The following is a 15,218-nucleotide window of genomic DNA, read 5'->3' as shown; positions in this document are numbered from 1 at the left end:
CTCCTTATACAAAAATTAGTTCTGTTAAGTTATATTAACATTGATTTTTTAACATATTAAAATATAATGTTTTTACTACAACTATTTTATCACCTAGAGTTCCTTTATGTCTAATATTTTGTTTTCCTATAAAATTCCTAGTCACCTTTGCTAGAAAACTATTTTTCAAACTTGCTATTTCTTTAAACTTTTAGGAAACTTTAATTAAAAAATGGCCATAAATGGGAATCTCCATTTTTATTTTTATGATTAAATTTTATCCGTAACTGCTTTTTTAATTAATAAATATTGTACTCCCATTACTAAAATGCTTAGTATACTAAATGTTAGAATTGTTATATATGGATTTGGATTTTCACTAATTCCAAAAGCATTTTCAATAAATATGCACACTTTGTTATAAATATCATAAGGAAAATTATTTACAAATATAATTAATATTATTGGAATACAAGATATTATTATTTGACCTAATTTATTTAATCTAAAATAAATCATAGTTATTAATAGACCCATCATAAATACAAATACATATAATACAAAAGTCCATACACAAGTTCCCAATAAATTTGAAACACTATGATCTAATGTCAATTCCCAAGAAGCATTTACACAATATGTTATTTGTCCATAAATCATATCAAAAATAGTAGGACACCTCATAAAAATATTGTATACTCTATTTATAATTACATCAACGAAAACCAAAACTGCTGATATTATTATACCGTACTTTATATTTCCCCAATAAAAACTCTTTCTTGAAATATTATTCCCTTGTGAAAAATAAAAAGAAGATTTAAATGAATTTAATGCCACTATAAATATAAAAATTACTGTTGCTGAATCTATACCATTTACCTGAGTATTATAATCTGTAAACATAAATTTTTGTATTAATGTTAATATTAATAACCCTATTAATATACTATAATAAGTAACTATAGATTTTATAGAAGTCTTTAATTGAATTTTACATATCTTATTACTCTTTTCCATTTATTACTCCCCCATATTTGTTAAATATATAAACAATTTTTGAAGTTCTACTGTGCTAATTTCTAATTCCAGTTTCTTTATATTATCTAAATCTTCTTTAGTTCTTTCTTGTAAAATTGTGGCTTTTTTATATGAACCTAAAGTTTCTATATCTATTGTATTTTTAGATGTTATATATTTATCTACAGCATCATTACTACCTGAAACTGCATAAGCTAAATTAAGTATATTTTCAACAGAATCATTTTCTATTATTTTACCTTCTTTTAATATAATTACTTTTTCTAAAAGGTGAGAAATTTCTTCTATTATATGAGTTGATATTATGATTGTTTTTTCCCCGTCATCATAAACCTTTAATAACTCTTTATAAAAAAGTTCTCTATGATTAGCATCTAGTCCTAAAATAGGTTCATCAAAAATTAAAATTTCTGCACCTGAAGCTAATGTGGCAATAATTTTACTTATTGATTTATATCCTGTTGATAAATTTTTTACTTTTTTCTTTATATTTAAATTAAACATTCTACTTAGTTTAATAGCATATTCCATATCAAAGTCTTCATAAAATTCTTTTGTCCACTTAAAAACATCTACTATTTTCATTGTTTCAGGGAAAAGATTTTTTTCTTCCATAAAATAAATTTTAGAAAGTGCCTTATCATTTTCACAAATGCTTTCTTCATCTATTAAAATCTCTCCACTATCTAATATCCCTCTATTAGTCATAAGATGTAAAAGAGTCGTTTTTCCTGCTCCATTTCTTCCAAGAAGTCCATATATTTTACCAATTTCTATATTAATAGAGATATCTGAGAGGACTTCTTTTCCTTGATATGATTTAGTAACATTCTTTATTAATATATTACTCATTTTTATAACCCCCTTTTATCATATCCATTATTTCATCTATAGTTATTCCTAACCTTTTAGCCTCATCTACAAGGCTCAATATATAACTTTCAAAAAAATTATTTTTTCTTTTTTCTTTTAACTTTTCCTTTGCGCCACTACAAACAAACATTCCTAACCCTCTTTTCTTATAAATTATTTCTTCACTTACTAACAAATTGAATCCTTTCCTTACTGTAGCTGGATTTATTTTGTAAGTTACTGAAATTTCTGTTGTGGAGGGAATTTGGCTTTCTTCTTCATAAATTCCTTTTAATATTCCATCCTCAATGGCATTAGCTATTTGCTGGTATATCGTAATATGCTCATTAAAATTTAAATTCATTATTATCACCTCGCTACATAACTAGTTAGTTACCTATGTAACTAACTATATAACCTTCTTTATAAAATGTCAACACCTACCTAAATAGTTATATTGCTTTAAAATAAAAAAATCCCTTTCTATTGAGGATTTTTTTAATAATTTTCTAATACATTATCAAATTCTTCTAAAACTATGATCTCATAACCATAGGAATTTAAATCTTCTTGTATACAATTTTTTAATTTTAAATCATAATTCCTTTTTAAACAATTTATGCGTTATATTCAAATCCTTAACATGGTATGAATATTGAAAAAATAGATCCCTTTTGAAGTTTGGATTTTACTTTAATATATCCATTTTGTTTTTCTATAATTTGTCTTGATAAATATAATCCTATACCTACCCCTTCCTCATTTTCACTGCCTTGTCCCCTATAAAATCTTTTAAAAATGCTATTTATTTCTTTCTCATCTATGCCTATCCCATTATCTTTTATATCTATTCTTGCAAATATTTCATATTTTATACTATCAACTACAATAGTTCCATTATTGTTTGTATATTTCACAGCATTGTCTATAATGTTAAAAATAGCTTCTGTAGTCCAATTTTTATCGATATTTAAAACAATATCTTCTGCAACATTAAACCTAATTTCTATATTTTTATCTTTTGCTTTTTTATATACTTGCTTTATTGCAATTAAACAAACATTATTTATGCTTGCTTTATTAGGGGTTAGTTTAATTATACCACTTTCAAGCCGTGACATTTTGATCATACTTTCAAGCAAAAAACTTAGCTTTTCAATCTGACTTTTCATATTAAAATTAAACTCATCATATTCCTCTTTAGAAATTGAAGTATCTTGTAAAATCTCATAATACAGTTTTAAATTTGACAAAGGAGTTTTTAGTTGATGTGAAATATCTGAAATTAAGGATTTTATCTCATCTCTCTCATATTTTATTCTTCTATTTTGCGCTTTCAGTATATTAGTCAATTTAATAACCTGAGATTGAAGTTTTGATAACATATCATCATTTAAAACAGAAAAAACTTCATTCTCATTCATGTCTGTAATAGATTCAATAACCTCTGAAAGTTGTATTAGAATATGTTCCATGTATTTCTTTAAAACATATATAAGTATTATAGATAACATTATCATTAGAATTGAGAATATTGTAATCAACATCATAAAATTTATATTTTTATATTTAAACCATGCATATAAATCAAACAAAATACAGCAAAACACTATCATAAAAAAATACAAAGCTATTTTAAAATTAAATTTCATTAAATCTCACCCCATGTATATCCAGTTCCAAATATAGTAATTATATACTTAGGTTTTTTAGGGTTGTCCTCTATCTTTTGTCTGAGTCTACGAATATTTACACTTAATGCATTTTCATCTACAAAATTACCATTAGCATCCCATAATTTTTCTAATATTATTTTTCGAGGCATAACCTGATTTTTATTTTTAGTGAGTAATTCTATGATCTTATATTCTGTTGTAGTTAACTTTATTATTTTTTCACCTTTTTTTAAAATCATCATGTTATAATCAATAGTTATGTCTTTATACTTAAACGTATTTTTATCTTGTATATTAGTTCTTTTTAATACTGCCTTAATTCTTTGCCTTAAAATTTCCATAGAAAATGGCTTTGCTATATAGTCATCACATCCTTTTTTAAAACCCTCTACCATATCTTGATCCGTATCATTAGCTGTTATAAAAATTATAGGCACCTCTGAAATCTTACGAATTTCTCCGCAAAGCTTTAGCCCACTTTTATGCATCAGTTTTATATCAAGTAATATTAGATCGATATTATTATTCAAAAATTCATTATATCCCTCATCATAACTATAAGAGCTAATAACATTATATTTATCTTTCATCAGTACATATTTTATACCTCTATTTAAAAGTCTGTCATCTTCTATTATTAATATATTAGTCACAAAATCACCCCTATAGTAAACAAATTAAACTTATAAAAACTTAATCTATCTCATTTTAATCATTTAATTTTTCTATTTACTAATTTTATTTATCCATATTATACCATGAAATTAAGAGAGTGTCTGAAAATATGATCTATTTTGAGGCACTCTCTTAATATTAATACTTATTCTGATTCTCTTAATCTTTCAACAATAGTTTGATTATTTACATTTACATATATAACAAAAGGAACTAATATTGATATTAAAACTAAGATTGGTGATGAAATTAAAATTGGAGTTAATATAAATTTATATTTAAAAAACCATAAACTTCTTCCAATTGTTTTGACAATTGTTAAAGATGCTATACTACCTAATATTATAGATGTAACTATTGATCCTAAAGCATAGAAAACTCCCTCTAATATTAGCATCTTATTTAGTTGTTTATTAGTCATACCTATACTTTGTAACATTGCAAATTCTCTTCTTCTTGATATTATACTTGTAAGTATAGCGTTTATAAAATTTAATATTCCAATTGCTCCAATTATTAAACTAGTAACACCACCTACTAATAAAAACATATTTTCTAATTTTTTAAACTCATTTTCATATTTTTGTTTTGATTCATAATTCATTTGTGGTTCAATAGTTTTAGTATAGTCATTTAAAAATTTTTCTGTTTTGTCTACATATTTATCATCTACATCAAACACATAAGACATTGTTAATGGTTTTTTTATTTCTTTTTTTAATTCTGATGATGGAATACATATTTCTGCCTCATCTTTACCTGAATATCTAACAGACATTTTGTATTTAAGTTCTGCTTTTGCCATAACTTCATATTGTTTAGTTACATTATTTTCTAGTTTTACAGTAACCTTATCCCCTATTTTGCATTTACTTTCTTCAGTCCTGACTCTCCCATTATCATCTGAACCTAGATTTTCAATAATATACTTACCTGTTTTAAATTTTTCTAAATCTATTTTACCTTCAACTACATTTAATTTAGATAAAGGGAAATCATCCATACCATACAATTGTAAAGGTGATTTTTTGCCATTAAAAATTATGCTACTAGGTTCTACATTATAATAAATTTTTCCTCCCCCTTTAATTCCGTCAAGTTTATTTATATTACTAATCATTTCTTCAGATATAACATCATTTTCCGTTGTAAAATGCTTATTCATACTAAAATAATTAGCATTAGCTACTATAAAATCAGCTGCTATCTCATGTTCTATAAATTTATCCATACTAAAACCTTTTACAAAAGTAACTACTGAGTTAAGAATTATTAAACTTAAGGATATTGAAATAACTACCAAAATAGTTTTCTTCTTATTTCTTAGCATATTGTATTTAGCCATATTATAAATCTTGCCACCATTTGAAGACCTTTTCTCTTTTTTAAATTTAACAGTAGCATCTACATATCTTGTTGCTTCTACTGGAGAAACCTTTGCTGCAATTTTACCAGGTTTTCTACAACTTATTAGTACTGTAATAATTGCAAATACTGCAGATCCAATAAAAATAATAGGACTAAAGGATATATAACTTGTTTTAATATTACTTGTGCTTATAATAATAGGTAAAAGCACATTTCCAATTATATAACCCAAGATAAGACCAATTGGAATTCCTATAACAGATAGCAACAGTGCTTGATTTTTTATAAGTTTTTTTATTTGTTTTGAAGAGGTACCAACTGTTTTAAGCAATCCATAAAAACGAATATCCTTGATTACAGATATCTGAAAAATATTATATATTATCAAATATCCTGTAAAAATAATTAATAAAAGCGCTCCAACACCTGCAATTATAATGGATGAATCTTTATCATTGTTTGTACTTAAATAAGCCCAATTTACTCCAAAAGCAATGGAATTAGGTGATTTATCGAAGCTAAAACCACTGTCAGCTATAACCTTTTTCATTTTTTCCTCAATATTTTTACTATTTTTAAACATAACATCTGCATTTATAGTTCCCACATATTCTCCTGGCTTATGAAGTTTATTAATTCTATCTCCAATATTTTTATCAATAAATTGTTTAGATACAAACATCATGCTGGCAGGCATAACCTCATCATGTTGCCAAAAACCTGATAAAATGAATTCTTTAGAAAATTTTTCTTTATCAATATAATATTCTACTCTAACCTTTTCTCCTATTTTATGCTGCACTCCTAGCAAGTCAAGAACAGCTGTGTCTGTTGCTATTTCATTTTCCTTTTCAGGCATCTTTCCTTTTGTTGGACTAGAAAAAAACATTTTTGCTTGGGTATCTGTAGCATATCTAATTTCAGTATAATGCTTCAACAATTCTATATTTTCCGCTGAATTTAACATAACAGAATATCCAAGTTCTTTTATGGAAGGATGTTTTTTAATTTTATCAAGTTGATCTTGTGTTATATATTTATAAGTTCCATGAGCACATCCTCCTACTTGTCTCATGGTTTGCTGTTCAATTGAATTTTTCATTCCCATGCCTATAGTAAACAAAGACGTAAATAATATAGTTGTTATAGCTATTGCAATAATTGCAAATATATTTCTGATTTTATTAGCTTTTATACTATTTTTAGTAAGCTTTTTTATAATAGCTTTATTATTATTTTGAAATTTCATAGGAGACACCCCCAACAATCTTACCATCCTCAATATGAATTGTTCTGTCAGCAAGTTGTGCAATTTCTTCATTATGAGTTATCATAACTATTGTTTGATTAAACTTTTTGCTTGTCATTTTCAAAAGTCCCATAACCTCCATACTGGTTTTGCTATCAAGGTTTCCCGTAGGTTCATCCGCCAGTATTATAGATGGCTTTGTGGCTAATGCTCTTGATATTGCAACACGTTGCTGCTGACCTCCTGAAAGATTATTAGGCATATTATTAATCTTACTACTTAAACCTAAAACTTTTATAATATTATCTATATATTCTTTATCAATTTTTCCTCCATCAAGCTCTATTGGGAGTATAATATTTTCGTATACATTTAATATGGGTACAAGATTATAATTTTGAAATACAAAACCTATATTTCTGCGTCTAAATACTGTAAGTTCATCATCACTCATTGCAAATATATTTTTATTACTTATAATTACATTTCCACCAGTTGACCTATCAAGTCCACCTAACATATGCAAAAGAGTACTTTTACCACTTCCAGATGTGCCTACAATGGCTACAAACTCACCTTCATTCGCTTCAATATTAACCCCATCTAACGCTTTTACTCTATTAGCCCCTTCTCCATAGTATTTTTTAAGATCTATAGCTTTTAATATACTCATTAAAATCATCCCCTTAACAAATTAAAATTCTAATTTTATCCCATGACTACCCGCTCTAGTACTCCCATCTTCTGAAAGTTAAGAGTAAAGAGCAGCTACATCTCTGGATAATGATTTCTAAGTTTTAGTGGGAGTAAAAGCTCCCCCTAAATCCGAGAACTCTGTTTATACTATAATGTAAATTATAAATTACACATCTTACAATTTAGTGACAAGATTAAAATAAAAAATCTGCGTACATTCCATTGTTATTGGAAATTACACAGATTTTTTATAAATTTTATTAAATTACTTTTGATTTAATATTTTTATGAATTTCTTCTTTCCTACTTGAAGTATATCTTCATTTTTTACTTTACATTCTTCATCTACTTTTTCTCCATTTACTTTTACTGCTCCTTGTTTTACTAATCTTCTAGCTTCGTTTTTACTAGGAGCAAATTCTGCTTTAACTATTAAATCTACTATATTTGTTTCATCTAAATTTGCTTCTAACGTATCTATATCTTCTGGCATATTTCCTTGTTGGAATATATTTTTGAAATTTTCTTCTGCTTTTATAGATGCTTCTTCTCCATGGTATAGTCTTACTATTTCTTTAGCTAATTCCATTTTAACATCTCTTGGATTAACATTTTCCTTTTCTAATTTTGTTTTTATTTTCGCTACTTCATCTGGATGTATGTCTGTAGCTAATTCATAGTATTTAACTATCATTTCGTCTGGTATAGACATAACTTTTCCATATATATCATTAGCATCTTCATTTATTCCTATATAGTTTCCTAAACTTTTGCTCATTTTATCTTTTCCATCTGTTCCTTCTAATAATGGCATAAGAATAGCTACTTGGCTTTCTTGATCAAAATCCTTTTGTATAGTTCTTCCCATAAGAAGGTTAAATCTTTGGTCTGTTCCCCCTAACTCTATATCTGCCTTTAGAGTAACAGAATCAAAAGCTTGTAATAATGGGTAAAAGAATTCGTGTATTCCTATACTAGAGTGACTTTCAAATCTCTTTTTAAAATCTTCTCTTTCAAGCATTCTAGCCACTGTATATTTTGAAGTTAACTCTATAGTATCTCTTAAAGATAGTTTACCTAACCATTCGCTATTAAATTTTAAATCAGTCTTATCTTTATCTATTATTTTAAATATTTGTTCTTCGTAGGTTTTAGCATTAAACATAACTTCTTCTTGTGTCAATGGTTTTCTAGTTTTAGACTTTCCTGTTGGATCTCCTATTCTTCCTGTAAAATCTCCTATTATTATAACTGCTCTATGTCCTAAGTCTTGCAGTTGTCTTATTTTTCTTAAAACCACTGAATGACCTATATGAATATCAGGTGCTGTAGGATCTAATCCTAATTTAACTGTCAGAGGTTTTCCTGTCTTTTGTGATTTTTCTAATTTACTTTTTAAATCCTCTACATTTATAATCTCATCTACACCTTTAGATATTATTTTTATTTGTTCTTCTATACTTTTCATTTTTATAGCCTCCCTAAAATTATAATATTTTTTTGTAAGGCCATATGCATATGGTAATTATTTTATTATTTTTAGATTTAAATCATAATTTTCTAAGCGCTTATTTATATAAATTATTTTTTAACTTTTTATTTATTAAAATTAATATTTTAAAAATACATGAAAATTCAATTAGTGTTGTTATTTTCAACTAATTAAATTTTATTTTAAATGCAAAAAATCCCGTCTCTAGCTTAACTAGAGGACGGGAGTTATACTCACGTGGTACCACCTCGTTTTATTAGATATGTCACCATATCTAACCTTTTCAAGTACTAAACTAAACATAGTTTCTATACTCTAGCACTATAACGGGTGCAGGGATTCCGAAAACAATCTACTACCTTAAATAAGGATTCGGTGCTCCGCTCAGAGATGTATTCAAAATATCTTTCTTTTCTTCTTTTCACCAACCAGAAGCTCTCTTTAAAAGAATTTATATTTTTACTTCTTCTCATCACAGCTTTTAATTTAATATTTTGAGTGAATTATATCATGATTTAAATTTACTGTCAACACTAGAATTGAAATTATTTTACAATAATTAAATTGTTTTATCTATTTTGTACATATTTCAATTAAATAATACATTTATATTTTACCAACTCCAAGTATGGGAATCTCCACCTTTTGGAACATTATAAAACTGATTGTAACCACCTTGCCATATTACATTTCCATTATTATTTTTCTTTATCGCTTTAAATTCGTAATTATGACCTTCAGCAAGATATGTGGTAATTGTATAACTTCCATTATTATTTTTAAATTGTAAAGGATAAAATTCCGTACTCCAATTAGCCATCTCCCATCTACTTCCAGTTAAATATAAATTCTCGTCGCTTTCTAAATTAACATTATTTACTGTAAATGTTACAGGAACTGGCTTAATGGCTAAAATATCCGCAAAAGGAGACATTTCAGCGGTAGGTGTTCCATCATAATTAACTATATTTTTAAGTCTTAAAAGTGTAAACCCTGAAAAATCATAATTAAATAACATTTCAGCACAATTTTCATATGCTTTTTTATTATTATAAATATCTGATGCGTTCTCTCCAAAATATTTTATACCTTTTTCTCTAGCCAAGTTTGCAATGTTTATAACAAGACTTTTTGGTGCTGAATAAGGATAATTATATGGATTTGAATCCTCCCTTTCAAGACATGTAAATGTTAAATCTAAATTTGATTTTTTAAACTGATCAAGCAAAGTACTATAATTATAATAGCCTGTACAATACTCTGCAGCATGTGGCATATTTGGACTGTTCATTAACCAGTGAACACCTGATACTTTTGCTCCTATTGTAACACCAAAAACTGAATCAAAACGATTATGCGCTTTAGTTGCTATATTTGATAAATGTTTTATAAGCACACTTTGATACCAAGTTAAGAAATCATTGCCATATGTTGTTTTATAACCATTTATAAAAAAATTGTCTCCGTCTGTTGGAGGATTGATTTCTTCGAAATTCTTTAAGCTTGTTCCCCATTTACTATTAAGTCTAGATATAGTATTATATTTATTTTTCATAGCATTTTGGAAATCTAATTTAGCTGCTTTAGTATAACATTGTAAAAATCCACGAGACCACCCTGTTGATGGATTATAAGATGGAAATCTTAATTCACCTGCTGGTCCAGATGAAAGATATATTTTTGCTATAATATCTTTATATGAACTAAAATTTGAAGCAAATGATTCATAAAGCTCATCATACTGTTTAGCTGTATCAGACCACCATGGACTAAGAGTCTCTTTGTTATAAACTCCATTTTCATCCTTAAATTGCATGTTATCAGCAGTATCTTTTGCCCATAACCATGAAGGCAAAGGTATATTTACAGAATCACCTACATTACTACCACATTCATGAGTTGATATAATAGGTATCCACTTTAATCCTGCGGCACGAACAGTATCTCCATAAGTTTTATAGTAACTCCAGTCAAACTTATTATCACCTGCACTTTCAACATATCCCCACCACACATCTGTAGTAATAGCGTAAACCCCATTATTTTTAAGAGTTATTAGTTGCTTCTTAAAATCATTCCAATTATCTACTTTCTCTAATGGTCCCATTACACAACATTTATAATCAGGTCTCATATTTGCTGCAAAAGCTTTAAATGTAAAACACAGACTTAAAGTAAAAGCTAATACTAAAGATAAAATAAAACTTCCATATTTTTTTAAAATTTTATTACCATAATACATGAAAATTCCTCCTTTAATTTTTATATAAATGGTTTAAGCATTATTTGTTAGAAGAAAGTTCATTATATTGTGAGGTCTAAATTATATAATTGTATCTCTATTAATAAAAAAATATAATAACTAATACATATAGTGAAATCGTTTGCGCAAAAAGACAAAAAAAACTTTCTTTAACAGTATTTAAAATCCCCCTATATTCTCCTTTCTTAATTAAGATAAGTTATTTTGATTCTTCTTAATATAAATTCTAAAAATTCAGAAAATTACTTATATAATAATAAATTCACATTTTGTTGTTATATTTAAATATAACAACAAATATGGATATATATAACATTTAAATCTTTAAGTTAATAATATATTAAAATTTAATAGTTTGCAAGATGCATTTAAAAATATTCTAAATTATAGAATACAATATATTTATCATATTCTTTTCCTATTTAATATCAATAATATTCTTTGACATAATAAAAAGTGCTTTTTATTATGGATAATATATTCCTCCTTCTAAAGATTCACTTCCCCTTTTTAGGGATGCTGTACCTGATTTTATATCATCGATTCCTGATCTTAACTCTCCCATAGATCCAGATAAGACGCCTGCTCCATCACTGAGATTTTCTAATCCATCCCTTAGCTTTATAGCTCCACCTTCTAATTTATTGGCTCCATCTTTTAATTCTTTATCTGTCATTTCACCTTTTAAAATATAACTATAACAATATTCTTCGCTGGATTTAAACCTACCACTAGATTTTAAAGTATTATATGCTTTTTCACTTACAAAAGAAATACTAAACTTCTCTATATTGGAAGATATATCTGAAGGATTGGCCATAACTAAATTATAATCTGGAGCCGTGCCAATACCTGTTACAATATATTTTTTATCTGCTATTCTAATAATATCATTCACACTATAATTATACTTTTTTGCATAATGTTTTTCTAAAACTATTTCATTATCCTTTACTGCTAGTTTACCCTCATTTAACTGAACTAAATTTATTCCCCTTCTATTTTTAAATACTCTAAGAGTAGAACTATTATCTAAATCAAAATCCATATAAAAATTTTCTTCTATTTGAACTCCTTTTCTCTTAAGATATTCCTTATCTTTTCCTGATAATGGTACAAATACTGAAAATTCCCCATTTTCAATATTATTATTTTTGTTACATTCTTTTATAGTATTAATTACTGAGTCTGTAGCCGCTGACGTACCAATAACCATAGATATTCCTAATATGAGCATAAAAAACAAAGCCCCATATCTAAAAATATTATTTTTTAATTCCCTCTTTATTCTTTTATTTAAAATCATATTTTTAACTCCTCTACCACTGTAATTCTATTGCTGGTATTAGATTTTCATTTACATATTCATTACTAATTTGTCCATCTTTAATCTTTATAACTTTATGAACCATATCTTTAATAACTGTATTATGTGTAACAATAAGTATTGTGGTACCGTATTTTTTATTAATCTTCTCTAGTAATATTAAGATTTCTTTGGAGGTCTTATAATCTAGAGCACCTGTAGGTTCATCACATAATAATAACTTGGGGTTTTTTATTAAGGCTCTTGCTATAGCACAACGTTGTTGTTGTCCACCGGATAATTGGGATGGAAACTTATTTTTATGTTCTTTTATACCTAATACTTCTAATAATTCATCTAAATCTAGTGATTCCTTTGACAAATATTCACATACCTGTATATTTTCCCTTAGTGTTAAATTAGGTACAAGATTATAAAACTGAAAAATAAACCCTAAGTAATTTCTTCTGTAAAGTGATAATTCTTTACTTTTTAACTTACTAATATCTAACCCATCTACAACAATTTGGCCCTCATCTACTCTGTCTAACCCTCCGATTGTATTAAGTAACGTTGATTTTCCTGAACCGCTAGGACCTAAAATAACGCACATTTGTCCCCTCTCTACCCCTAGACTAATTCCATTTAAATATCTGAGTTGAATTTTCTACTCCACCATAACTTTTCTTAATATCTCTTACATCTAAAAACATTATTATACCTCCTTTGAACAAATATATTTATGTACTTAAACTAAATTAAATATTTATAAATGAATATATTATAAATATTTAATGCATTAAAATGATTTTCATTATCAACACAACATTAGAATTATCCCTCATTATTAATAAATGCATACTTCCATATAAGTTTTTAAACTAATTCTATACAATCAATTATACTATTTAACCTAAATTTTTTATTTTCCCTATTACAATGATTAGGAGCAATTTATTTTTCTTTTTTAAAATTGCCCCTCATCTTTCACTGCTTTATCCTTCTAATAGCTGCTGACAAGCCCCTTTAACTAGTAACTTTAGTACACCATCATAATATTCTTCCCCAATATTTTTTTGATGAGAAAGTGTTAGCATAATAGCCTTGGTAACTGCACAAACAAATTCAGGACTTTTATTTATAGTAATTCCTGATTTTCTAACGAGTTCTTTTATGTGTACATCATCGCTATGAAAGTGATCTTCTAATACTTCAGGTGGTATCTTTCTCAATAAATATTGCAGTTCATTTTCCACAATATACATAATGGAAGATTCTTTCATAAGTTTGCAAGCTTTAAGAAGAGCCTCTTCTATACGCTCTCTTTCACTTAAATCTGTACGTGTAATTAAAATATTAAGTGCAGCTCCATATATTTCACTATGATAATCCTCAAATACCTCAAAGAAAAGCAATTCTTTAGAATCATAAAATTTATAGAAAGCTCCTTTAGAAATACCAACCTCTTTAACTAATTCATCAACAGTAGTTTTTTTTATACCATACTTACTCATACAACTACTTGCACAAGCCTTTAATTTAGTTTTTATTATATTTTTTTCATTATCTGTAAAAGCTGTACCCATAAGCCTGCCTCTTCTCTGTGACTATTTTATTTTTACAGTCATAGAATATCATATATTTACCCATTTGTAAATATATCTGTAAATTTAATTTATAAATATTTCCATGTCTATTTTTTCTACTCCTATATTAGTATTAAATCCACTTATTACATTTTCAAGTTATATTATTACAATCTACATGAACTTAGAAAAATAGCTTTCGATATAATGACTGTATAAAAAACACACTGCTCCAAATAGTAAATTTACTGATTAGAACTTAGGTAACCTGTTGTATTTTCTGGAGAGGAGGTAGTATATGCTATAATTATTTCCGAGGTGATCTTATGCTAAAAATAGCAATTTGCGATGATGAAGTTCATCAAAGAATTCCACTTATAAATATGATAGAAAAAGCCTTAAAACTTAAAAATATAAACTACTTCATATATCAATATGAAAGTGGTGAAGAATTACTACAGTCAAAGTTAGAAATGGATTTGTACTTTTTAGATATATATATGGATAAACTTAGTGGTATAGAAACAGCAAAGAAAATTAGGGAAACAAATGGAAAAGCAATCATTATATTTATAACTGTTCTTAAGGAATATGTATTTGAAGCTTTTGATGTAAGAGCTTTTCATTACATTTTAAAACCTGTAAAAGAAAAAAAATTAAGAGAAGTTCTATATTCTGCTTTATTACAATTTCAAGGAACAGATAAATTTATTCTTGCAAAAACTATTAGTAAATCCACTAAAATTTTTATTAAAGATATACTGTATATAGAATCTCAACTGAGAAAAATAAAGGTTCATACCACTTATGACGTCATTGAATATTATCAAAAATTATCTGATGTTGAAAATGAATTAAAAGACTGTAGCTTTTTCAGATGTCATAAAAGCTATATTGTAAATTTAAAGTATGTACGAAGCTATGATGCTGTATTTATAACTTTAAAAAATGGTGAAAAAATATATATTTCTAAACACAAGTTCTCTGATTTTTCAAAGACCTTTATGTACTATTTAAAAAGCGAGGGATTATAAT

At 26.6% G+C, this 15,218-nt stretch carries 12 protein-coding genes, 1 pseudogene and 1 other annotated feature; of the genes and pseudogenes, 1 reads left to right on the top strand and 12 read right to left on the bottom strand.

Translation table 11 applies throughout. The features are described 5' to 3' along the window. Positions 1 to 249: 249 nt before the first annotated feature. The 12 genes and pseudogenes from ACYUEW_RS12150 to ACYUEW_RS12095 all read right to left on the bottom strand — a co-directional run bounded on the left by ACYUEW_RS12150 (position 250) and on the right by ACYUEW_RS12095 (position 14,183). Positions 250 to 999 carry a hypothetical protein gene (locus ACYUEW_RS12150; RefSeq protein ID WP_003487079.1) on the bottom strand — a complete coding sequence of 250 codons (750 nt, stop codon included), beginning with the start codon at positions 997 to 999 and terminating at the stop codon, positions 250 to 252. Between the two features lie 3 nt (positions 1,000 to 1,002). Next, positions 1,003 to 1,872: an ATP-binding cassette domain-containing protein gene (locus ACYUEW_RS12145; RefSeq protein WP_460276861.1), complete on the bottom strand. Its 870-nt coding sequence runs from the start codon at positions 1,870 to 1,872 to the stop codon at positions 1,003 to 1,005. Beyond that, the gene (locus tag ACYUEW_RS12140; RefSeq protein ID WP_043031758.1) at positions 1,865 to 2,236 is read right to left on the bottom strand and encodes a GntR family transcriptional regulator; all 372 of its coding nucleotides are present in this window, start codon (positions 2,234 to 2,236) and stop codon (positions 1,865 to 1,867) included. Before ACYUEW_RS12140 ends, ACYUEW_RS12145 begins: the two co-directional genes overlap by 8 nt. 274 nt (positions 2,237 to 2,510) lie before the next feature. Further along, positions 2,511 to 3,524: a sensor histidine kinase gene (locus ACYUEW_RS12135; protein WP_265202620.1), complete on the bottom strand. Its 1,014-nt coding sequence runs from the start codon at positions 3,522 to 3,524 to the stop codon at positions 2,511 to 2,513. Further along, positions 3,524 to 4,201, bottom strand: coding sequence for a response regulator transcription factor (locus tag ACYUEW_RS12130; RefSeq protein WP_043031756.1), 678 nt, complete (start codon positions 4,199 to 4,201; stop codon positions 3,524 to 3,526). Before ACYUEW_RS12130 ends, ACYUEW_RS12135 begins: the two co-directional genes overlap by 1 nt. A 167-nt stretch (positions 4,202 to 4,368) precedes the next feature. Then, on the bottom strand, positions 4,369 to 6,840 hold the full coding sequence (locus ACYUEW_RS12125) for an ABC transporter permease (protein WP_460276860.1): 2,472 nt from the start codon (positions 6,838 to 6,840) through the stop codon (positions 4,369 to 4,371). Continuing rightward, positions 6,824 to 7,513 (bottom strand): ABC transporter ATP-binding protein, encoded by a 690-nt coding sequence (locus tag ACYUEW_RS12120; protein WP_042385311.1) that lies wholly within the window; start codon positions 7,511 to 7,513, stop codon positions 6,824 to 6,826. Before ACYUEW_RS12120 ends, ACYUEW_RS12125 begins: the two co-directional genes overlap by 17 nt. A gap of 288 nt (positions 7,514 to 7,801) precedes the next feature. Further along, positions 7,802 to 9,004, bottom strand: coding sequence for a tyrosine--tRNA ligase (gene tyrS, locus ACYUEW_RS12115; RefSeq protein WP_265203968.1), 1,203 nt, complete (start codon positions 9,002 to 9,004; stop codon positions 7,802 to 7,804). Between the two features lie 237 nt (positions 9,005 to 9,241). Next, positions 9,242 to 9,513 (bottom strand) — a binding site (T-box leader). 128 nt (positions 9,514 to 9,641) lie between these two features. Continuing rightward, positions 9,642 to 11,270 (bottom strand): family 14 glycosylhydrolase, encoded by a 1,629-nt coding sequence (locus tag ACYUEW_RS12110; protein WP_460276859.1) that lies wholly within the window; start codon positions 11,268 to 11,270, stop codon positions 9,642 to 9,644. A gap of 487 nt (positions 11,271 to 11,757) precedes the next feature. Then, on the bottom strand, positions 11,758 to 12,597 hold the full coding sequence (locus ACYUEW_RS12105) for a hypothetical protein (RefSeq protein ID WP_460276858.1): 840 nt from the start codon (positions 12,595 to 12,597) through the stop codon (positions 11,758 to 11,760). A 13-nt stretch (positions 12,598 to 12,610) separates the two neighbouring features. Further along, positions 12,611 to 13,310 (bottom strand): annotated as a pseudogene (locus ACYUEW_RS12100) (ABC transporter ATP-binding protein). A 282-nt stretch (positions 13,311 to 13,592) separates the two neighbouring features. After that, positions 13,593 to 14,183 (bottom strand): TetR/AcrR family transcriptional regulator, encoded by a 591-nt coding sequence (locus ACYUEW_RS12095; protein ID WP_460276857.1) that lies wholly within the window; start codon positions 14,181 to 14,183, stop codon positions 13,593 to 13,595. 326 nt (positions 14,184 to 14,509) lie between these two features. Between ACYUEW_RS12095 and ACYUEW_RS12090 the strand changes: the two genes are divergently transcribed. After that, entirely contained in the window at positions 14,510 to 15,217 is a 708-nt protein-coding gene (locus ACYUEW_RS12090) for a LytR/AlgR family response regulator transcription factor (RefSeq protein ID WP_043031752.1), read from the top strand. Position 15,218 lies beyond the last annotated feature (1 nt).

The sequence above is a fragment of the Clostridium sp. CTA-1 genome (assembly GCF_054768215.1).
This window is presented reverse-complemented; position numbering and strand designations above follow the sequence as displayed.